This is a genomic window from Corynebacterium sp. P4-C1 (genome assembly GCF_030503595.1).
Lineage (GTDB): Bacteria > Actinomycetota > Actinomycetes > Mycobacteriales > Mycobacteriaceae > Corynebacterium.
The window spans coordinates 566,061-586,556 of sequence record NZ_CP129966.1; the positions used below are offsets into that span (position 1 = coordinate 566,061).

18 protein-coding genes are annotated in these 20,496 nt (G+C 63.8%); 10 read left to right on the forward strand and 8 right to left on the reverse strand.

Annotated elements, in window-relative coordinates:
* From QYR03_RS02695 to infC, 5 genes are all read right to left on the reverse strand, one after another.
* The gene (locus QYR03_RS02695; RefSeq protein WP_301712931.1) at positions 1–414 is read right to left on the reverse strand and encodes a hypothetical protein; all 414 of its coding nucleotides are present in this window, start codon (positions 412–414) and stop codon (positions 1–3) included.
* On the reverse strand, positions 411–791 hold the full coding sequence (locus QYR03_RS02700; protein ID WP_301712930.1) for a hypothetical protein: 381 nt from the start codon (positions 789–791) through the stop codon (positions 411–413). The genes QYR03_RS02695 and QYR03_RS02700 overlap by 4 nt, the downstream gene beginning before the upstream one ends.
* A gap of 102 nt (positions 792–893) precedes the next feature.
* Positions 894–1,277: a 50S ribosomal protein L20 gene (gene rplT, locus QYR03_RS02705; RefSeq protein ID WP_259851417.1), complete on the reverse strand. Its 384-nt coding sequence runs from the start codon at positions 1,275–1,277 to the stop codon at positions 894–896.
* A 57-nt stretch (positions 1,278–1,334) separates the two neighbouring features.
* Positions 1,335–1,529 (reverse strand): 50S ribosomal protein L35, encoded by a 195-nt coding sequence (rpmI, locus tag QYR03_RS02710; RefSeq protein WP_259851416.1) that lies wholly within the window; start codon positions 1,527–1,529, stop codon positions 1,335–1,337.
* A 53-nt stretch (positions 1,530–1,582) separates the two neighbouring features.
* Positions 1,583–2,104 carry a translation initiation factor IF-3 gene (gene infC / locus QYR03_RS02715; RefSeq protein ID WP_259851499.1) on the reverse strand — a complete coding sequence of 174 codons (522 nt, stop codon included), beginning with the start codon at positions 2,102–2,104 and terminating at the stop codon, positions 1,583–1,585.
* Positions 2,105–2,482: 378 nt separating this feature from the next.
* Here infC and QYR03_RS02720 point away from each other — a divergent pair, with 378 nt between their 5' ends.
* Positions 2,483–3,478, forward strand: a complete 996-nt coding sequence (locus QYR03_RS02720; protein WP_301712929.1) for a hypothetical protein — start codon at positions 2,483–2,485, stop codon at positions 3,476–3,478.
* On the opposite strand, the gene uvrA is transcribed toward QYR03_RS02720, so the two are convergent.
* Entirely contained in the window at positions 3,462–6,311 is a 2,850-nt protein-coding gene (uvrA, locus tag QYR03_RS02725; protein WP_301712928.1) for an excinuclease ABC subunit UvrA, read from the reverse strand. The two genes, QYR03_RS02720 and uvrA, sit on opposite strands and share 17 nt — an antisense overlap.
* A gap of 69 nt (positions 6,312–6,380) precedes the next feature.
* On the opposite strand from uvrA, the gene QYR03_RS02730 reads away from it, so the two are divergent.
* From QYR03_RS02730 to QYR03_RS02740, 3 genes are all read left to right on the forward strand, one after another.
* Positions 6,381–6,980 (forward strand): MBL fold metallo-hydrolase, encoded by a 600-nt coding sequence (locus QYR03_RS02730; protein WP_301712927.1) that lies wholly within the window; start codon positions 6,381–6,383, stop codon positions 6,978–6,980.
* A gap of 90 nt (positions 6,981–7,070) precedes the next feature.
* Positions 7,071–8,090, forward strand: coding sequence for a DoxX family membrane protein (locus QYR03_RS02735; protein WP_259851412.1), 1,020 nt, complete (start codon positions 7,071–7,073; stop codon positions 8,088–8,090).
* A gap of 124 nt (positions 8,091–8,214) precedes the next feature.
* Positions 8,215–10,398 carry an ATP-binding domain-containing protein gene (locus tag QYR03_RS02740; RefSeq protein WP_301712926.1) on the forward strand — a complete coding sequence of 728 codons (2,184 nt, stop codon included), beginning with the start codon at positions 8,215–8,217 and terminating at the stop codon, positions 10,396–10,398.
* Here the strand turns inward: QYR03_RS02740 and QYR03_RS02745 are convergent.
* Entirely contained in the window at positions 10,395–10,838 is a 444-nt protein-coding gene (locus QYR03_RS02745) for a universal stress protein (RefSeq protein ID WP_259851410.1), read from the reverse strand. The two genes, QYR03_RS02740 and QYR03_RS02745, sit on opposite strands and share 4 nt — an antisense overlap.
* Before the next feature lie 60 nt (positions 10,839–10,898).
* Entirely contained in the window at positions 10,899–12,995 is a 2,097-nt protein-coding gene (gene uvrB / locus QYR03_RS02750; protein ID WP_301712925.1) for an excinuclease ABC subunit UvrB, read from the reverse strand.
* A 317-nt stretch (positions 12,996–13,312) separates the two neighbouring features.
* On the opposite strand from uvrB, the gene QYR03_RS02755 reads away from it, so the two are divergent.
* The 6 genes from QYR03_RS02755 to QYR03_RS02780 all read left to right on the forward strand — a co-directional run bounded on the left by QYR03_RS02755 (position 13,313) and on the right by QYR03_RS02780 (position 20,463).
* Positions 13,313–14,149 (forward strand): YdcF family protein, encoded by an 837-nt coding sequence (locus QYR03_RS02755; protein ID WP_301712924.1) that lies wholly within the window; start codon positions 13,313–13,315, stop codon positions 14,147–14,149.
* Positions 14,150–14,213: 64 nt separating this feature from the next.
* Positions 14,214–15,014 (forward strand): TetR/AcrR family transcriptional regulator, encoded by an 801-nt coding sequence (locus QYR03_RS02760; protein WP_301712923.1) that lies wholly within the window; start codon positions 14,214–14,216, stop codon positions 15,012–15,014.
* Positions 15,015–15,074: 60 nt separating this feature from the next.
* Positions 15,075–16,631: an ABC transporter substrate-binding protein gene (locus tag QYR03_RS02765; RefSeq protein WP_301712922.1), complete on the forward strand. Its 1,557-nt coding sequence runs from the start codon at positions 15,075–15,077 to the stop codon at positions 16,629–16,631.
* Between the two features lie 3 nt (positions 16,632–16,634).
* Complete coding sequence (locus QYR03_RS02770) at positions 16,635–17,582, forward strand: ABC transporter permease (RefSeq protein ID WP_301712921.1); 948 nt, start codon at positions 16,635–16,637, stop codon at positions 17,580–17,582.
* Positions 17,582–18,676, forward strand: a complete 1,095-nt coding sequence (locus tag QYR03_RS02775; RefSeq protein WP_259851405.1) for an ABC transporter permease — start codon at positions 17,582–17,584, stop codon at positions 18,674–18,676. Before QYR03_RS02770 ends, QYR03_RS02775 begins: the two co-directional genes overlap by 1 nt.
* On the forward strand, positions 18,673–20,463 hold the full coding sequence (locus tag QYR03_RS02780) for an ABC transporter ATP-binding protein (RefSeq protein ID WP_301712920.1): 1,791 nt from the start codon (positions 18,673–18,675) through the stop codon (positions 20,461–20,463). Before QYR03_RS02775 ends, QYR03_RS02780 begins: the two co-directional genes overlap by 4 nt.
* The last annotated feature ends 33 nt before the right edge of the window (positions 20,464–20,496 follow it).

The following is a 20,496-nucleotide window of genomic DNA, read 5'->3' on the forward strand; positions in this document are numbered from 1 at the left end:
CTAGCTTCTGTCTACCGGCGTCCTTTCGAGAATCTCGGCGATCCCGACAGGAGGCACCACCGTCTTCTTCGCGTCCAAGTGCATGAGCTCGCCCACCGGCAAAGGCTTCCGCTTCTCGGATTGTTCAAACATCGAGCCCAGAAAACGGTTCCTCTCCTGCGCCTGAGGAGTGGAAAAGTCCAGACCGGAGAAGATGACCGGCTTGACTGCCCGCAATTCATTTTCCCGCACGCGCGTCAATGAGGACACTCTTCCCGGCCGGACTTCGATATCGTGGGCGATCTGCACCTCGAACGGGAGCGCGTTCTCCAGGTCGAGAACAATCTGCTGTCGGCGGTAAATTGCCTCCGCAAATGTCCGCATGTGAGGGTACGCATCAAGCCCGTTGAACGTTCCGCGCTGAGCTTGCTTCACCAGCGGGTAAGGGCATCCAGATTTCCCGCTAAGTGGGCGAGGTTGTTCCTCAACCGGAAGCGGAACCAAAAGAAAAAGCCGACTGCCGCTAGCCCAGCCACTATTCCTAGCCCCAGCACCAGCCATCGTCCCCACCCCGCAACAACGATCCTGCCCACGATATTCACTACCAACATAAGAGCGCAGAAAGCGCCGAGTAAAGCCAGATCGAACTTCATTAGGTGCATCCGCTTCGCGCGCTCTTCTTCGAACCTCCGGGAATCCTCAAACGGATTAGGCTGGCTGAAGCGATCCGGGTCCTGCGAGGCAGTCTCAAAAGCGCGATCGAAGAATAACCACGCACCCGCCGAGGGCGGTTTCCCCACACGCAACACCATCAGTCACCTCCGAGCGGACACGAATGCAACCAATTCAAGCACGAAGCCCCGCTGTCCCGGGGTGAAACCGGGAACAACGGGGCGTCGATAAGCGAAAGGCTCTTAGGCGGCCTTCGGAGCGTTGACATCCTCCGGCAGAGCGTTCTTCGCGACCTCGCAGATAGCGGAGAACGCGGCGAAATCGTTCACAGCTAGGTCGGCGAGGATCTTGCGGTCCACCTCGACCTCAGCCAGCTTCAGGCCGTGGATGAGACGGTTGTAGGTGATGTCGTTCTGGCGGGCTGCAGCGTTGATGCGCTGAATCCACAGCTTGCGGAACTCAGACTTGCGGGCGCGGCGGTCGCGGTAAGCGTAGGTCTGAGAGTGCAGCCACTGCTCCTTCGCCTTGCGGTACAGGCGGGAACGCTGGCCACGGTAGCCCTTCGCGGACTTGAGGATGGCGCGACGCTTCTTCTTGGCGTTAACTGAGCGCTTGACACGTGCCACAGTGATACTTCCTTACTTTGAGTTTTAACGGATTATTTCTGAAAGGCAGGTGCTCGATTAAGCCTTGCCGAGGAGACGCTTCGTGCGCTTGACGTCGCTCTTAGCAACGTCGGTGGTGCCGGAGAGCTTGCGGCGGCGCTTAGCCGACAGCTTCTCGTTCAGGTGGCGCTTACCAGCCTGCTCGCGGCGCAGCTTGCCGGAGCCGGAAACCTTGATGCGCTTTGCGGTGCCCTTGTGGGTCTTCTGCTTCATAGTGATAGTTCCTTTAGCGTTCTATCGTTTCGCCGGCGTATGCCCGCGGAACTCTACTTCTTACCCTTGCGAACAGGCCCAAGAACCATGGTCATGTTGCGGCCGTCCTGCTTCGGACGGGACTCGACCTGGCCGACCTCCTGGATGTCCTCGGCGAGGCGCTCCAGCAGGCGGTAGCCCAGCTCCGGACGCGACTGTTCGCGGCCGCGGAACATGATGGTCACCTTGACCTTGTTGCCCTTCTCCAAGAAGCGCTCGACGTTGCTCTTCTTCGTCTGGTAGTCGTGCTCATCAATCTTCGGCCGGAACTTCTGCTCCTTGACCACGGTCTGCTGCTGGTTCTTACGGGACTCGCGGGCCTTCTGGGCCTGCTCGTACTTGTACTTGCCGTAATCCATGATCTTGCACACCGGAGGCTTTGCGTTCGGAGCCACCTCGACTAGGTCAAGGTCGGCTTCGTACGCGAGCTTGCGTGCATCGTCGGTACGGACAATTCCAACCTGCTCGCCGGACGGGCCGACGAGACGAACTTCGGGAACACGGATGCGATCGTTGATCCGAGCTTCAGCGCTGATGAGAACTCCTAGTGGTGAGAAAGACGTGTGCTGTTCGCTACCGAATCGCTCGCGTTGCTCGCCCAAACAAAAACCCACGCTCACTGTCTCGTTACTCAGTGGCGTGGGAGTTCGTCCTCAAACACGTGACACCGCACACCCGTTGTGTGCGCCGTACCGTTGTTTTTGACCCTTAGCCTTCCGGTATGGCCGGCGGCATCAGGTGGGAGAAACTCCACTTGCGACCCGCACGCTTTCTAGCGCGCCAGGCGGTAGTGCGTTAAAGAGTATCACCCAGGAACCAATACGCAAAATTTCGGGGATTTTCTTCCGCGCCGGGAACCGCTCGCGCTGCGTCGCAGTCTAATAGCTGACCATCTTTCTGCCTTGAGGAGAGCAATGACCAGCAACGCCCACACTGCCGCCCAGTTCAGGCACATACCTGTTGATATCGCAGATCTCATTTTGTGGATCCCCGTCGCCGTCGCTGTCGCCGCGACCGCGTTCACTGCCTTTGTTTCGTCACCGCGGCGCGATGAGCATCCGCCACACGCCAACTCCCGGGCACTCACCGGTTGTTTGATCGCTACCGCCGGAGCATTCCTGCTGCTTGCCGTCTCAAGGCGGGTACTCCGGAAGCACGAGGACCCCCAGCAGGCCGCTGTGACGATTATCTTCCTCGTTCTGTTCGCCGCAGCCGTTTTGATCGTGCGCTACCGGAAGCTCCACGCCGTGCCAGTGCTGGCCACCTGGACGGCGGCGTTCTTTTTCGCCGTCATGCATCTGGTGTCGGTGCCGTTTGGGGCGGGATGGAATCACCCGTTCTCGGTTTTCGATGTGCTACAGGGCATCGCAATCCTCATCTTCCTCCTCTTTCTGTTCGGCCAGCTGCCCTTGTGGCGCAGTCTGGATGCCGGAGCGTGCATCTTCTTCGGCGGCGTGGGATTGATCGTCGCGCTCATCGGAATCACGGTCACCTGCGCTGCAGCAGGCGATCTTATCGCCCCGGTCACTGTGACTGACCCGTCACAGCTTCCGTCGGTGCAGGAGCCCTTCTACCGGAGGCTGCACGGTTACGCGGTCGGTTTCCACATCGGACACATGGTCTCCTCCGTCACGTGGCTAGCTTTCGCTGCGTGGTTGTTACTCCGCCGCCCCGGCCAGAGCGGTGACTACACGACTTCGCGTGTTGCAGGCCTGGTAGTTGCCGTGGTCGCGGTAGGCAAACTGGTCCATATCGACATGACGCTGCTGGGTGGCGCCTGGCGCACGGCAGCCTTCATCCTCTTCAGCCTGCTGATTGCCGCCGCGGCGATCCTCGGAGCGCGACGAAATACCCCACGGCCCGGGCCCGACAGCGCCCCGGCCCCGATGAGGGCTACAGGATCTCGGTGAGGAACTGGCCGGTGAAAGAGCCGTCCACCTTCGCCACATCCTCCGGGGTTCCCTGAGCGACGACGGTACCGCCGCCGGAGCCACCCTCGGGGCCCATGTCGATGATCCAGTCGGCGCACTTGATCACATCGAGGTTGTGCTCGATGACGAGGACTGAGTTGCCCTTGTCCACAAGGCCGTTGAGGACGAGCATGAGTTTCCGGATGTCCTCGAAGTGGAGGCCGGTGGTCGGCTCATCGAGGATGTAGATGGTGCGGCCGTTGGAGCGCTTCTGCAGCTCCGCGGCCAACTTCACGCGCTGGGCCTCGCCGCCGGAGAGAGTCGTCGCGGACTGTCCGAGGCGGACGTAGCCCAGGCCGACGTCGCACAGCGTCTGCAGATAGCGGTGAATCGAGGTGATGGGTTCGAAGAACTCGGTGGCCTCGCTGATCGGCATGTCGAGGACCTCGGCGATGTTCTTGCCCTTGTAGCGCACCTCGAGGGTTTCGCGGTTGTAGCGCGCACCTCCGCAGACCTCGCACGGAACATAGACATCGGGAAGGAAGTTCATCTCGATCTTGATGGTTCCGTCGCCGCGGCACGCCTCGCAGCGGCCGCCCTTGACGTTGAAAGAGAACCGCCCGGCCTTGTAGCCCCGGACTTTCGCTTCCTGGGTCTCCGCGAATAGGTTGCGGATCTTGTCGAACACGCCGGTGTACGTCGCCGGGTTCGACCGCGGCGTGCGACCGATCGGTGACTGGTCCACCTGCACGAGCTTGTCCAGGTGCTCGAGTCCCTCGACCTTCTTCACGCGTCCCGGCACCTGGCGCGCACCATTGAGACGGTTCTGCAGGGTCTTCGCCAGAATCTGGTTGACCAGGGTCGACTTACCCGAGCCGGACACGCCCGTCACAGCGGTGAGCACGCCGAGCGGCACATTCACCGAGACGTTGTCGAGGTTGTTCTCGCGCGCACCGACGATCTTCAGCATCCGCTGCTTATCGACGCCCCGCCGCTCCTCCGGCACCTCAATCACCTTCCGGCCCGAAAGGTAGTCGCCGGTGAGAGAATTCTTCGCTTTCAGGATGCCCTCCGGTTCACCCTGATAGACGATTTCGCCGCCATATTCACCGGCGAGGGGGCCAACGTCGACAAGCCAATCGGAGGCGCGGATGGTGTCCTCGTCGTGCTCGACGACGACGAGAGTGTTGCCGATATCGCGCAGCTTCTGCAGCGTGGAGATCAGCCGCTGGTTGTCGCGCTGGTGCAGTCCGATGGACGGCTCGTCGAGGACGTAGAGCACGCCTGCGAGACCGGAGCCGATCTGGGTGGCGAGACGGATGCGCTGTGCCTCGCCACCGGACAGAGTGCCCGCGGAACGGGACAGCGTCAGGTAATTCAGGCCGACGTCGAGCAGGAAGTGCAGACGCGCCTGGATCTCGCGCAGCACCGCGCCGGCAATCATTTCCTCGCGGTAACCCAGCACGAGGTGGTCGAGGTACTCCGACGCGTCCTCGATGGACAGTTCCGTCAGCCCGGCAATGGATTTTTCACCGTGGGTGGTCGAATCCAGGCGCACGGCGAGGATCTCCGGCTTTAGGCGCGTGCCGCCGCACGTCGGGCAAGCCACCTCGCGGGTGTACGCCAGGTAGCGCTCTTTGGCGTGCTCGGATTCGGACTGCTCGATCTTGCGCTGAAGGTAGCCCTTCACGCCCTCGAAGGCGGAAGTGAAGGAGCGCTGGCGGCCGTAGCGGTTCTTGTAACGGACGGAGACTTTGGTGGAGGAGCCGTCGATAAGCGCCTTGCGGTGCTTCGCGCTCAAGGACGACAGCGGCGCGTGCGCGTCGAAACCCTCCGCGTCGGCGAGCGCAACCACGAGCTTTTCGAAGTACCCCTTGTTCGGCGAGGAATTCCACGGCTGGAATGCATCGACGGCTGGCGCGTCGGGATCGGGAATGACGAGGTCTTCGTCGATTTCGGAGCGGGTGCCCAGACCGTCGCAGGCCGGGCAGGCGCCGAATGGCGAGTTGAAGGAGAATGCGCGCGGCTCGTACTCCTCGACGCTGAGCTTGTGGCCGTTCGGGCAGGCGGTCTTCTCGGAGAAGATCTCCACGCGCCCCGGATCGTCCTGGTCGAGCTCGACCCAATCGAAGCCGACCAGCCCGTCGGCGAGCTTCAGGGCAGTTTCCACGGAGTCGGTGAGGCGCTGCTTCTGGCTCTCCTTGACGGTCAGGCGATCCACGACAACGTCGATGTTGTGCTTGACCTGCTTCTCCAGCTTCGGCGGATCTGAAAGCTGGTGCGTCTCCCCGTCAACTGTCACGCGCGCGTAGCCCTGCGCCGACAAGTCCGCGAAAAGGTCGACGAATTCACCCTTGCGCTTGCGCACGATCGGCGCGAGCACCTGGAATTTCGTGCGCTCCGGGCGCTCCATCACGCGGTCGACGATCTGCTGCGGCGTCTGGCGCTCGATCACGGCGTCGCACACCGGACAGTGCGGCGTGCCGGCGCGCGAATACAGGAGACGGAGGTAGTCGTAAATCTCCGTGATCGTGCCAACTGTCGAGCGCGGGTTGCGGTTCGTCGACTTCTGGTCGATGGACACGGCTGGACTCAGCCCGTCGATGTACTCGACGTCCGGCTTGTCCATCTGCCCGAGGAACATGCGCGCATACGAGCTCAGCGACTCGACGTAGCGGCGCTGTCCCTCTGCGAAGATCGTGTCGAACGCCAGCGACGACTTGCCGGACCCGGACAAACCCGTGAACACGACCATCTTGTCGCGCGGCAGTTCCACGTCGACGCCTTTGAGGTTGTGCTCGCGCGCTCCGCGCACCGTCAATTTCTCAGCCACGTTCATCCCTTCCCACGGCAATTCCTTCGAACAAACCTACCAACACATACACAACTACTCTGGGGCGCTATGAATTCCCTCTCACTCCACCACGTTTCCGTGTCCAGCATGGACAACAACTGCTACCTCATCTGCGCCGGCGGCCAGGGCTTGCTTGTCGACGCCGCCGCCGAGCCCGCCACCCTCCTCTCCATGGCCGAAACCGCGGGTGTGCGAATCACCGACGTGCTGACGACCCACCGCCACTGGGACCATGTCGGCGCGCTCGAGGACGTGCTCGCTCAGACTGGAGCGAAGCACTGGGCGTCGTACCTTGATGCTCCGGCGCTGCCCGCCGCTCCCGATGTGGAACTGAACGAGGGCGACGCCCTTTCTTTCGCCGGCCATGAGTTCCCCGTCCACATTCTGCGCGGCCACACCCCTGGCGGTGCCGCCATCGCCGCGAAGATCGACGGCGAGGTCAATCTGTTCGTCGGGGACTCCCTCTTTCCCGGCGGCGTGGGCAAGACCCACAGCGAGGGCGACTTCGTGCGGCTGTTCAACGACGTGAAGCAGCGGCTTTTCGACGTCTACCCCGACTCCTCCATCGTCCGCCCCGGCCACGGCAAGCCCACGACCCTGGGGGCCGAGCGCCCGAACTTGGACGCGTGGTGGGATCGCCGCTGGTGAAAATTTCCTCCTCGGTCCGCCCGCCGAAGGCCCACACATGTCTACAGTGGGTATGGAACATCCGCTGATTGAAGTAAGGAAAAAGTGAGTATGATCCGCAAACTTGCTCGTCCGATGCTCGCCTCTGTGTACATCGCAGACGGCGTCAAAACGGTGACGAACTCGTCCGAGTACGCTGGCGACGCCGAGCGCGTCGTCAACACCATTAAGTCCGTGCTGCCCAGCCAGTATGCGCAGTACATCCCGTCGGACCCGGAGACTGTGGCAAAGATCAACGGCGGCCTGAAGATCGGTGCCGGCAGCACCTTCGCCCTGGGCAAGGCTCCGCGCCTGTCCGCTGGCCTGCTCGCCGCCTCCACCGTGGGCACCCTGCTCGGCCGCAATGCCTTCTGGGAGGCCAAGAACGAGGACGAAAAGACTCGCCGCCGCAACGGCGCGATGACTAACGTCGCCCTCCTCGGCGGTGTCCTTCTGGCTAGCGCCGACACCGAAGGCAAGCCGGGCCTGGCATGGCGTGCGCAGGACGCCGCGAAGCGCGCGAACAAGAACATCCAGCAGGCTCTCCCGACTCAGTCCGAGACCGACAAGGCCAAGAAGAAGGCCAGCGACTGGTTCCAGGACACCGCGGAGACCGTGTCGGAGCGCGCCCAGCAAGTGGCCGACCAGGTCACCGACTACGTCGACGACAACAAGGACGACTGGAAGAAGACCGCGACCAAGTTCGCCGACAAGGCCGCGGACACTGCGTCCACTTTCGCCGACGACGCCAGCGACTGGGCGGAGGACACCTACAAGGACCTGAAGCCGGGCAAGGTCGAGCAGTACAAGGCTAAGCGCAAGGTCAACTCCCTCGTCGGCGACCTGCAGTCCAACCTGGACGATCTCGGCCCTTCCGAGTGGGAGAAGTTCAAGGGTAAGCGCAAGGTCAACAAGGCAGCCGACAAGGCGCAGGGCAAGGCCCAGGACGCTATCGACCGCCTGCAGGAGAGCTTCGAGAACCTCGATGCCTCCCCGTCCTGGCGTCAGAAGCGCAAGTGGAAGAAGAAGGCTAAGAAGGCCGAGAAGAAGGCCAACAAGCTGGTGAAGAAGGCAGAGAAGAAGTTCAACTAACTTCCCCGCGCTCTCACACATCGACGTCCGGGCCCCGCGGCAGGGAATATCCCCTGTCCCGGGGCCGTTCGTTTATTCGTAGAATGCAACCCGCGGCGGTGAAAGGAGTCCTAGCTTGTCGGAAATGCCGGATACCCGCGCAGAAGAGCAGCGCTACGTGGACACGCTGTTCGAGCACTTGGACGCGGAGGTGGCAGCGGCCAGCCAGCGCCTCGAGGAGGTCCAGCGGGCTGTCGACCCCGACAACCCCGACGCCGACGCTCTCGTCCGCCGCGAGACCGAATACCACGCTCTCAACGCAAAGCTCGACGATCTGAATGTCGCAGAGACCGGTCTCGTCTTCGGCCGCATCGACATCTCCGATCCCGAACCTGAGAATCCCGTTTCCGGCCGGGACGACCTCGACCGGCGCTACATCGGCCGCATGGGCATCGACGACCGCGCCGACAATTACCGCACTCTCCTGCTCGACTGGCGCGCGCCGATGGCCCGCCCCTACTACTTAGCGACGACGGCGCACCCGGAGGGCGTCGAGAAGCGCCGTAATATCCGCATGAAGGGCCGCACCGTCGCAGCCGTCGACGACGAGACCCTCTCCGGCGACGACGGCGGCCGCACGCCCCAGACCGACGTCAGCAGCGAGGCGGCTCTGCTGCGCGCGATGAACTCTCCGCGCACCGGCCACATGCAGTCGATCGTGGAGACGATCCAGCGCGAGCAGGACGAAATCATCCGCGACCCCACTCGCGGCGTCCTCGTCGTGGGCGGCGGCCCCGGCACCGGCAAGACAGCAGTGGCGCTGCACCGCGTCGCGTACCTGCTGTACACGTGGCGCGACCAGCTCGCCCGCACCGGCGTTCTCGTGATCGGCCCGAACCGGACCTTCCTCGACTACATCTCCCGCGTCCTGCCGGAGCTGGGCGAGACGGGCGTGGTGTTGAGCACTGTCGGCGAGCTGGTCCCCGGCATCACTCCCCGCGGCACGGATCCCCTCGTCGCCCGCGAGGTCAAGGGCGCGGAGGACATGGCGCTCATTCTCAAGCGCGCGGTGCGGAACCTGCAGACCGTCCCCGACGGCGATATCACACTGAGCATCGACGGAATTGAGCTCGCGGTCACCCCCGCGATGGTCGCCGCAGCGCGCACCCGTGCGCGCCGCTCGCGCAAGCCACACAACGAGGCCCGTGAATTCTTCGCGGAGCACCTCACCCAGCTCATCGCGGAGGCTCTCGCCGAGAGGATCGGCGCGGACCCGCTGGGCGGCAAGAACTTGCTCTCCACCGCCGACATCGACCAATTGCACGACGATCTGTCCGAGGACGGTCAGGTGGCGGAGATCGTCGACACGCACTTCCCAGAGCTGGACGCGCCCACCGTTCTCGCGGAGTTGCTCAGCGACCGTGACGCGATCGCGGCCGCCGCGCACGACTACGACGACCTCACGCGCGACGCGCTGTACCGCCCCGACGGGTGGGCCTTCACACCCGCGGACGCGGCGCTTATCGACGAGCTCTACACCCTCACCGGCATTCCCACCCCCACCGGCGAAGCCGAGAAGGCCGACAAGCGGTGGCGCGAGCTCGTCGCCGACGCGGAAGACGCCCTGGACATCCTCGCCTCGTCTGCCAACACCGACACCGACGACGAATTCGAAGCCGAGGTCCTCTCCGCCCACGACATCATCGATGCCGAGACGCTGGCCAGCCGCCAGCGTGAGACCGACATCCGCTCCACTGCCGAACGCGCCCGCGGAGATATGACCTGGGCCTACGGCCACGTTATCGTCGACGAGGCCCAGGAGCTCACACCCATGGAGTGGCGCATGGTGTTCCGGCGCTGCCCGTCGCGGTGGATGACGCTCGTCGGCGACCCGGCGCAGACATCGTCGCCCGCGGGTGTGGATGCGTGGGCAGATGCCCTCGAGCCGTTCGTCGGTAACCGGTTCCGCTTCCACGAGCTGACCGTAAACTACCGCACCCCCGCTGAAGTCATGGAGGTCGCCGACGGAATCCTCGCCGAAATCGATCCCGAGGCCTCCCCTGCCGTGACCGTGCGGTCGACCGGCGAACCCGTACGCCACCTCGACGGCGGAGCCGACCCCGGGCAAGTGCGTGCGGAGCTGGAAGCCCGCGGGGGTCTCTCGACCGTCGTCACCGTCGATAATGTCGCGGAGGTCAAGGGCCTCGAATTCGACCACGTGGTCGTCGTCGACCCCGACGCCATCGTGAATGCGTCGCCGCAGGGGTGGCAGGACCTCTACGTCGCCGCCACGCGCGCGACGCAGACGCTCACGCTCATCCAGCCCTAGGAAACGGTGTGGACGATCATCACGTCGCAATCGGACTGGCGGGCGACATCCGCCGGGACCGAGCCGAGTAGACGGCCGGTCAAAGAGTTGATGCCCCGGTTGCCCACGACGAGCAGCTCCGCGTTGTAATCGGTGACGATGCTCATGAGAGCTTCCACAGGCGTTCCCGGGCGGACGGCTGTCTCGACTTGATCCAGGCCGGTCTCCTTCGCGCGCTCGACGGCGGCGGACAGATTCTCACGGGCGGTGTCGTCACCGAGAATGGTGTTGGAGTCCTGGCGCAGAGCCGACGATGCCTCGTCCTCGGACTCGTAGTAGGCACAACCGATGACGAGCTTGGCGCCGAATGCGCTGGCCAACTCAGCCGCGCGCTCGACGGCCAGTAGAGAGGACGGAGAACCGTCCGTGCCGACAACAACGGTGTTGTAGTTCTTACTCATGGTGCACCTTCCGTGTTGACCGTTGCCCAAGGCTTCACCCCCTTGAGCCACTTCTGGCCACTATATACCCGCTTCTTTCACACCGCGGAGCTCCTTGCGCAAGTCGGCGATCTCGTCGCGCAAGCGCCCGGCCAGTTCGAACTTCAACTCGCGGGCGGCGCTGGTCATCTGGGTGGTGAGGTCGTCGATAAGCTTTTGAATCTCGTCCGCCGCCATGGACGATGTGTCGCGGCCCTCGAGCATGGCTGTCTCGCTGGACGTGGAAGCTTCCTCGTCGTCGTTGTGCTCGTAGACTTCGTCGAGAATGTCGGCGATCTTCTTGCGCAGCGGCTGCGGGTCGATGCCGTGCTCTTCGTTGTAGGCGATCTGCTTCGCGCGGCGGCGCTCCGTCTCGTCGATCGCTTCCTGCATGGATTCGGTGATGTTGTCGCCGTACATGATGACCTCGCCGGAAACGTTGCGGGCCGCGCGGCCGATGGTCTGGATGAGCGACTTCGTCGACCGCAGGAAGCCCTCCTTGTCCGCGTCGAGGATGGCCACGAGCGAGACCTCCGGCAGGTCCAAGCCCTCACGGAGCAGGTTGATGCCCACGAGCACGTCGAATTCGCCGAGCCGCAGCTGGCGCAGCAGCTCCACGCGCTGCAGCGTGTCGATGTCCGAGTGCAAGTACCTCACCTTGATTCCGTTGTCGAGGAAATAGTCGGTGAGGTCCTCCGCCATGCGCTTGGTCAAGGTGGTCACCAGGACACGTTCGTCCTTCTCCGTGCGCTCACGGATCTCGTGGATGAGGTCGTCGATCTGGCCCTTCGTCGGGCGGACCGACACCTTCGGGTCCACCAGACCGGTCGGGCGGATGACCTGCTCGACGAATTCGCCGCCGGCGGCCTCGAGCTCGTAGTCGCCCGGTGTGGCCGACATGTAGACAGTCTGGCCAACGCGGTCCTCGAACTCGTCGAATGTCAGCGGGCGGTTGTCCACCGCAGACGGGAGGCGGAAACCGAACTCGACCAGGTTGCGCTTGCGGGACATGTCGCCCTCGTACATGCCGCCGATCTGGGGCACCGTCACGTGGGACTCGTCAATGATGGTGAGGAAGTCCTCCGGGAAATAGTCGATCAGCGTCGCCGGCGCCGAACCGGCCGGGCGCCCGTCGATGTGGCGCGAGTAATTCTCGATGCCCGAACAAAACCCGACCTGCTGAATCATCTCCAGGTCGTACTCGGTGCGCATCCGCAGGCGCTGCGCCTCCAGCAGTTTGCCGCGGTTCTCCAGGTCCTCCAGGCGGTCGGCGAGCTCTTCCTTGATCGCCTCGATCGCCTTCTCCATGCGCTCCTCGGTGGCCACGTAGTGGGTGGCCGGGAAGATACGCAGCTCGTCTCGCTGCTGCAGTACATCGCCCGTCAGCGGGTGGATGTAGTACAGCGAGTCGACTTCGTCGCCGAAGAACTCCACACGCACCGCGACCTCCTCATAGGCCGGAATGATGTCGACAGTGTCGCCCTTCACACGGAACGTCCCGCGCTTGAAGTCGATGTCGTTGCGCTCGTACTGGACGTCGACAAGCAGGCGCAGGAAGCGGTCGCGCTCGATCTCCTCGCCGACACGCAGCAAAAGCGAACGGTCGAGGTACGACTGCGGAGTACCGAGGCCGTAGATGCAGGACACCGACGACACGACGACCACATCGCGGCGCGACAGCAGCGCCGACGTCGCCGAGTGGCGCAGGCGCTCGACATCGTCGTTGATCGACGAGTCCTTCTCGATGTAGGTGTCCGTCTGCGCGATATACGCCTCCGGTTGGTAGTAATCGTAGTACGAAACGAAGTACTCGACAGCGTTATTCGGCAGAAGCTCGCGCAACTCGGTGGCCAGCTGTGCGGCGAGCGTCTTGTTCGGCGCCATGACGAGCGTCGGGCGCTGCTGCTGCTCGATCAGCCACGCCGCCGTCGCCGACTTACCGGTGCCTGTCGCACCCATGAGCACCACGTCCGGTTCCCCTGCCCGCAAGCGGCGGTCCAGCTCGGCGATCGCTTTCGGCTGGTCGCCCGACGGCTCGAATTCGGACTCGACCTTGAACAGCTTCTCCGTGCGCTCCACCTCCCCGACAGGGCGGAACTCGGAATGCGACAACACAGGATGCTCAGCAGCGAAAGCCATGCACGCCAGTGTATCCCCCGCCCCCGCGATCTTGAACAGCGCAAAGCTGGCGCTCCCGTTACACTGACCGCGTGAACACTTCACGCCTGCGTCGATCTCCCCGAGGTACTCGCGGTACCCGGCCCAACACCGTCAAATCCTTACCGGCGGCGCTCAGCGCAACACTGTGCGCCGGACTCTTCACAATCGCACTCCACGCTCCCGTTGCGGCTGCCTCCGAAGTTGAGCGCGCAGATGTGCAAAGCCCAAACGACAAGACGTCTTCGCTGTATCCCGGGTCCTCGTACCTTGAATACGCACCCCACTCCAGTTCACCTTTGAGCTCCGATATCGCGCGAGGCGTCATTCGTGCACCCGAAGGCTCCTCCGATCTCGTACCTCACAACGCCATTGTGTTGCCGCCGGAGCTCGTTCCCGTCGGCCCAACGGGGCCAACCCCTCCGCGCACGGTCGACGACTTCCTTTCCGCGGGCGCCGTCATCTCCGACTACCTCGGGGACGACTTCTCCGTCCGGAACTGGATGAGCCTCATGTCACCCGAGCGCCGCACGATGATGAGCAAAGTCATTCATCAACTCCACTCCCCAGTCGCCGGGCCACCGCTTGACGACGGCTCCGGAACGCTCATCGTCGTCCTCGGAGGAGGACTGAATTCGGATGGAACTGTTCCGCCGGCAGTGCGCTCAAGGCTAGAAAAAGGACTTGAGCTGGCTCACCAACACCCTGAAGCGACCGTCTTGCTGTCCGGGGGCCGCACTCCGTCCGGATTCGTTGAAGCAGAGAGCATGCGCGAATGGCTCAAGGAGCAGGGACTCGATCCCAACCGCATCGTGGTAGAGGGACGGAGTTGGTCCACAGTCTCTAACGCCTGGCAGTCGCGCCGCGTCGCTGATGTCTTCGGATTGAACTACTCCCGCGGAGTCACCGTTGTCACCAACGACTTCCACCTGCACCGCGGAGTTACCGATTTCACCATCACTTTTGGCGATAAAGCACCAGTCTACGGCGCGCACGGCGGCTCGCCCATCGCCTGGAACGCAGAAGAACAGAGGAAGAAAGCCTACCGAGACGCCATTATGTCCTTTATCGCCCCGTACGCCATCATTGCCGACGGTGCGATCCCATTCGGCTCTGAGGCGGCACGCCCGTTCTAGATAATTTGCGATTCCTGGCCTGAGTGCCATTCAAATCGTTGCGATTCACCTAAGGTTGAGTCCTATGGCTCAAACGAAGGAACAGTCGGCCGCTCGTGCGGCGATTTCAGCTTCCGGTTTGAGGCATCGTGAGGTGGCGGCTCACCTCGGGATCGACTCGAGCAAATTGTCGAAGTCGCTTTCGGGCGTTCGACGTTTCACCGCGCAGGAACTGCGCGCTCTTGCTGATCTCACGGGAGTGGCGCCTGAAACACTCCATTCGGCCCACCACGGCCCAGAAAAAACTACCGCCGAGTCCTCATCCCCGAAAGGCTCGACGGATTTTGAGGCCCGTAAAAGCCGGATTGTGAACACGGCGTGGACACTGTTCACAGAACGTGGATACCACTCTGTCACCATTGCGCACATCGCTAAAGCTGCACGCATGTCTGCCTCAGCTGTTCATTATTATTTCCACTCCAAGAACGACATTTTTCTCGCGACCCTCGATCTCTGCGCCGAGCAGGCAGCGCAACGTCGCTCTGCTGGACCAAGGATCACGGAACCGTCCGAACGCCTCGTTCATTTTCTCCGCATCCAGTTGGACGGCTCGGAGGAATCGATGCGCGAATGGACAACGTGGGCTCAGTTCTGGTCGTCCTCGCCGACCTTCGCGGATGCAAAGGAAGCAGCGTCAGTGGCGTACGGCCGCTGGCGAGCGCAACTGAGAGTCATCGTCCTGGAAGGAATGGCGGCAGGCCAGTTCGTGGGAACCGACCCGGACCGCATGGTCAACGCGGTCACGGCAATGATCGACGGCTTAGGGGTGCAACTTCTCACCGGAGCACTTTCCCCAGCCGACGCAGCAGAATCCGTCACGGCATAGGTGCGCACATGGTTCGCATCTACCCCCGGTGGCAACAACCACTTAGGAGAACTATCAAACATGGTTGAACTATCACGCCGGCAGTTATTGGGTGCCGCGGCAGCCGCAGGTTCTGCGACTGCGCTCGCGGCGTGCTCACCGACACTGCCGGCCGAAAACATCGATACGTCGGGCCCGCCGCGCAAGGGCGGAACTCTGCGCGTCGGCCTCGTGGGCGGATCCACCGCCGACACCGTCGACGCGCACATTCCCGCCAGTGCCAGCGACGCCGCGCGCGTTGTGAACCTCTACGAACCGCTTGTCCGCCGCGGCTACGACTACGAACTCGAAAACCGCCTCGCCGAGAGCCTCGAACCGAACGGCGACGCCACCGAGTGGACCATCCGCCTGCGCGAAGGACTGAAATTCTCCGACGGCAGGCCGCTGCGCCCCGAGGACGTGATCGCCACCTACGAGCGCGTGGGCGACCCGGACGACCCGAAGAACGGCGCCGGTTCCATCGCCCACATCGAGTCAATGAGTGTCGTCGACGACCGCACACTGACGATCTCCCTGTCCCGCCCCGACGCGACCTTGACGGACGCCCTGGCGGAGTACCAGATGGGTATCGTTCCCGAAGACTACGACCCGGATAACCCGATCGGCGCCGGCCCCTTCAAGCTCGTCGACTTCGCCGCCGGCCGCGAAACCGTCATGGAGCGCAACGAGCACTACTTCCTCGGCCCGGCCAACTTGGACCGCGTCGAGGTCGTGGACTTCTACCAGGAGGATGCCATGCTTAACGCGTTGCTGTCCTCCCAGGTCGACGGCATCGGCGCACTCAACCACGCGCTCGTGCGCGTCATTGAGGCCGACGAGCGCCTCCACGTGGTCAGCTCCGAGACCGGCATGTGGCTGCCGTTTACCATGCGCGTGGACCACGAGCCGTTCGACGACGAGCGCGTCCGCCAGGCCATGCGTCTCGCGGTGCGCCGCCCGGGCATGGTCGACCAGGTCTTTTCCGGGGAAGGCCAGGTAGGCAACGACATGTTCGCGCTGTACGACCCCGCGTACCCCCACGAGTTTCCCCAGCGCGAGCAGGACATCGCCGAAGCGAAGCGCCTGCTTGCCGACGCCGGCTACCCCGACGGCATCGACGTCACCCTCGCCACCTCCGAGATCGCCTCCGGCGCTGTCCGCGCCGCGCAGGTGTTCACGGAGCAAGTGCGCGAAGCCGGCATTCGAGTGAAGATCGACCAAGTCGACTCCACCACCTTCTGGGCCGACGGCAACTACCTGTCCTACCCCTTTTCCCAGACCTTTTACTACACGCGCAACTTCCTCGAGCAGGTCAACCGTTGCGCAACCGAGGACGCACCGTTCAACGAGACGCACTGGGCCGACCCGGACTTCACCGCCCGCGTCGAAGCCGCCCGCGCAATTGTCGACGACCGCGAGCGCGGCGAAAAAGTAAAGGAACTCCAGCGCGAGTTCTACGACCGCGGCGGCTACATCATCTGGGGTTTCCCGAACCAGGTGGACGCGTACCACAAATACGTGGCCGGGGCGAAGCCCCACCCGAGTGGTGTGGCCCTGTCCCAGGCGTTGTTCTACGACATGTGGATTGCGGAGGCATAGACAATGGGCAAACTAATCGCTCGCCGACTCGGCTTGAGCATCTTCATTCTTTTGGCAGTGTCGGTGATCATTTTCTGCGCCACACTGCTTCTGCCGGGCGATCCCGCCCGCGCGATTCTGGGCCAGCAGGCCACCCCGGAACGCATCACCGCCCTCCAGGCGGAAATGAACCTGGACAAGAACCCCTTCCAGCGCTACTTCCTGTGGCTCGGCGGTGTGCTCACCGGCGACTTCGGAACCTCGACGACCACAGGCGGCCCCGTGTCGGAACTACTCGGTGAGCCCCTGGTCAACTCACTGGTGCTGATGGTTCTTGCCGCCCTCGTCGCAATCCCGCTGGGCATTCTCGTCGGTGTCTACGCCGCATGGTGGCGCGGGTTCCGCCGCGACCAGGCCATCACTTGGGTGACGCTGATCCTGGCGGCGATGCCGGAGTTCGTCATCGGTATCTTGCTGGTCACCGTGTTCGCTACCTCGGTCTTCCAGGTGCTGCCCGCGGTGACGATGTCGCAGCCGGGCGCCTCCGTCTGGTCGTTCCCGTCGCAGCTGGTGCTGCCGACGCTGACGCTCGCGCTCGTCGTCAGTCCGTACATCGCGCGAATGACCCGCGCAACGATGATCGAAACCCTCGACTCCGGCTACGTCGAGATGGCGCGTCTGAAGGGCGTGCCCGAACGCCGCGTCATCTTCCGCCACGCACTCCCCCACGCGATCGGCCCGATCGCCCAGGTCGTCGCCATCCAGCTGGCGTGGCTCGCCGGCGGCATCGTCGTCGTCGAGTACCTGTTCCGCTACCCCGGCCTCGGCGTCGCGATGATCGACGCCGTCAACTACCGCGACGTCCAAGTCGTCCAGGCGGTCACCTTGCTGATCGCCGCCGTGTACGTCGTGGTGAACCTGCTCGCCGACATCGTGGGCATCATGGCCAACCCGAAGCTAAGGAGCAACTAATGACCCAGCCACACACACCTGGCACTGAGTCCACCGAGTCGCTCGCCCAGGCGGAAACGCTCGAGGCCGACACTGCCGCCGGCACGGGAACTGGCGCAGAGCCTGCGGCCGCCACCGATGTACGCACCGGCGACGAGCTCAAGGCCTCTCTGTCCAAGCCCGACCCGCTGCTGAAGCGGATCTGGGCGCAACCGGAGGGCAAGGTGGGCATGATCCTCACCGGTCTGGTGCTGCTGGTCGCCGTCCTCGGCTATTTCTTCACGGAACAGCTCACCGGGCATTCCACCACGGAGTTCATCGGCCTCCCGTTCGTCTCCGACGGTGTCTTCGGCACCGACAACCTCGGCCGTTCCGTCCTGTCCCGCTTCATCGGCGGCGGTCTGATCCTGCTGATCACCGCGTTCCTCGCGACCGTGCTCGGCATGGTCGTGGGCACGGTGCTGGGCATGATCGCCGGCTACGCGGGCGGCAAGACCGACGCCGTCATCATGCGCATCAACGATGTCTTGCTGGCATTCCCGCAGTTGATCTTCGCCATGCTCGCCATCGTGATCTTCGGCCCCTCCGCGACCGTCCTCGTCCTGGTCATCGGTCTGACTCACGCACCGCGCATCGCCCGCGTCGCACGCTCGGCCACCCAGTCGGTCACCAACGAGGACTACATTCGCGCCGCGCAGATGTACTCGGTTCCCCACTGGAAGATCCTCACGCAGGAGATCCTTCCAAATATCACGGGCCCGCTGTCTGTCGAGGCCGGTTTGCGCCTGACCTACTCGATCGGTTCGATCGCATCCCTGTCCTTCCTGGGACTCGGCATCCAGCCTCCGGCAGCCGACTGGGGCCTGATGATCAACGAGAACCGCATCGCGTTGTCGATCCAGCCGTGGGGTGTGGTGCTGCCGGTCATCGCCATCGCGGTGCTCACAATCGGCACGAACATGCTTGCCGACGCCACCGCCCGCGCAACCGCCTCCACCGCCACCCCCATCAAACGCAACGGCTCGACCACCCCGAGCGAGCGCCGCGAGAAAGTGGAGCCCATCATCAACGAAGACATTCGCAGCCGTAGCGCTGCCCCGAAGGAGCAGGCATGACTACCTCGATGAACGCGGGCGGAAAGGGCCCGAAGAAGAAATCCCTGAGGGCGTCGACAGGCGGCCAGGGCGAGCACGTATCGCCCGTGCGTAGCGACGACACCCTCGTCCTCCGCATCCACGACCTCCGCATGGCCACCTACAGCGGCACCGAGATCCTGCACGGCGTCGACATGGACCTCTACCGCGGCGAAATCGTCGGCCTCGTCGGCGAATCCGGCTCCGGAAAGACCACTGCCGGGCTGGCCGCGCTCGGCCACGTCCGCACCGGTCTGACCATCACAGACGGGTCAGTCACCCTGTACTCCCGCGACGGCCAGACCACCGATGTCCTCTCGCTGAGCGACGACGAGGTCAGGGACCTGCGCGGCGCCCGCGTCGCCTACATTCCGCAGGACCCCGCGCTCAGCCTCAACCCGGCGATACGCATCGGCGACCAGATCCGCGAGGTCCTCGACATTCACGGATACGGGGCCAACGCCACCGAGCGCGCCGACCGCGTCCGGGAAGTGATGCGCGATGTGAACCTGCCCGACACCGACGAGTACTTGGCCCGCTGGCCGCACCAGCTATCGGGCGGCCAGCAGCAGCGCGTCGGTATCGCCATGGCCTTCGCCATGTACCCCGATGTGCTGATTCTCGACGAGCCGACCACCGGCCTCGACGTCACCACCCAGCACCACGTTCTGCAGACCATCCGCTCCATGACGATGAAGAACGACGTAGCGTCGCTCTACATCACCCACGACCTCGCAGTTGTCGGTGAGTTGGTGGACCGCGTCGTCGTCATGCTCCGCGGCGACATCGTCGAAGAAGGCCCTTACAACGCCGTGCTCTACAACCCGAAGCACGCCTACACCCGCAAGCTGCTCGGCGCCATTCCCGACCTCGAGGGCGAAAAGGATATCGCGGGCAACCACCGCTGGACGAAGTCGTGGGCTGAAGCCCACCAGACAGAGACAACCAGCACCGCAACCGCGGCAGCCTCCGCAACCGCCGACGGTGCTGGCGCCGCCGCAAGCCCCGCCACCGCCGGCGAACCCATTCTCCGCATCCGGGACCTGGAGATGGCCTACGGCGACAACAAGGTGCTCCACGGCATCAACCTGGGAATCGAAGCCGGCGAATCGACCCTCCTGCTCGGCGAATCTGGTTCCGGAAAGACGACGCTCGCCCGCTCCGTGGCCGGCCTCAACCCCGGCTACACCGGCGACGTGCTGCTGCGGGGCGAAGAGCTGGCGCACTCGAGCCGCGACCGCACGCTCGAGCACCGGAAAGATATCCAGTACATCTTCCAGTCGCCGTTCTCCTCGCTGAACCCGCGTCGCACGATCGGCGAGTCGATGAGCGTCCCGCTCGTCATGGCCGGCGAATTGTCCAGGAACGAGCAGCGCGAGATCGTCGAGGAGACGCTCGAGGCCGTGCAGCTGGACCGCAGTTTCTACGACCGCCGTCCGGGCGATCTCTCCGGCGGTGAGCGCCAACGCGCGGCGATCGGCCGCGCCCTCGTCAACGCCCCGTCGGTGCTGGTGTGTGACGAGATCACTTCGGCACTCGATGTGTCTGTCCAGGCTTCGATCTTGCGCCTGCTCGCTGAGCTGCGGTACGAACGCGGCCTGTCGCTGCTCTTCGTCACCCACAACATCGCCCTGGCGCGCCACATCGCCACACGCGTGGCGGTGCTGAACAAAGGCATCATTGTGGACGACGGGCCGGTCGACGACGTCCTCGACAACCCGCAGCACGAGTACACGCGCAGTCTCTTGGCACACATCCCGTCGCTGTAGGCTCCGCGGCTGCGCTGGGTAGTGTGAAGGGAG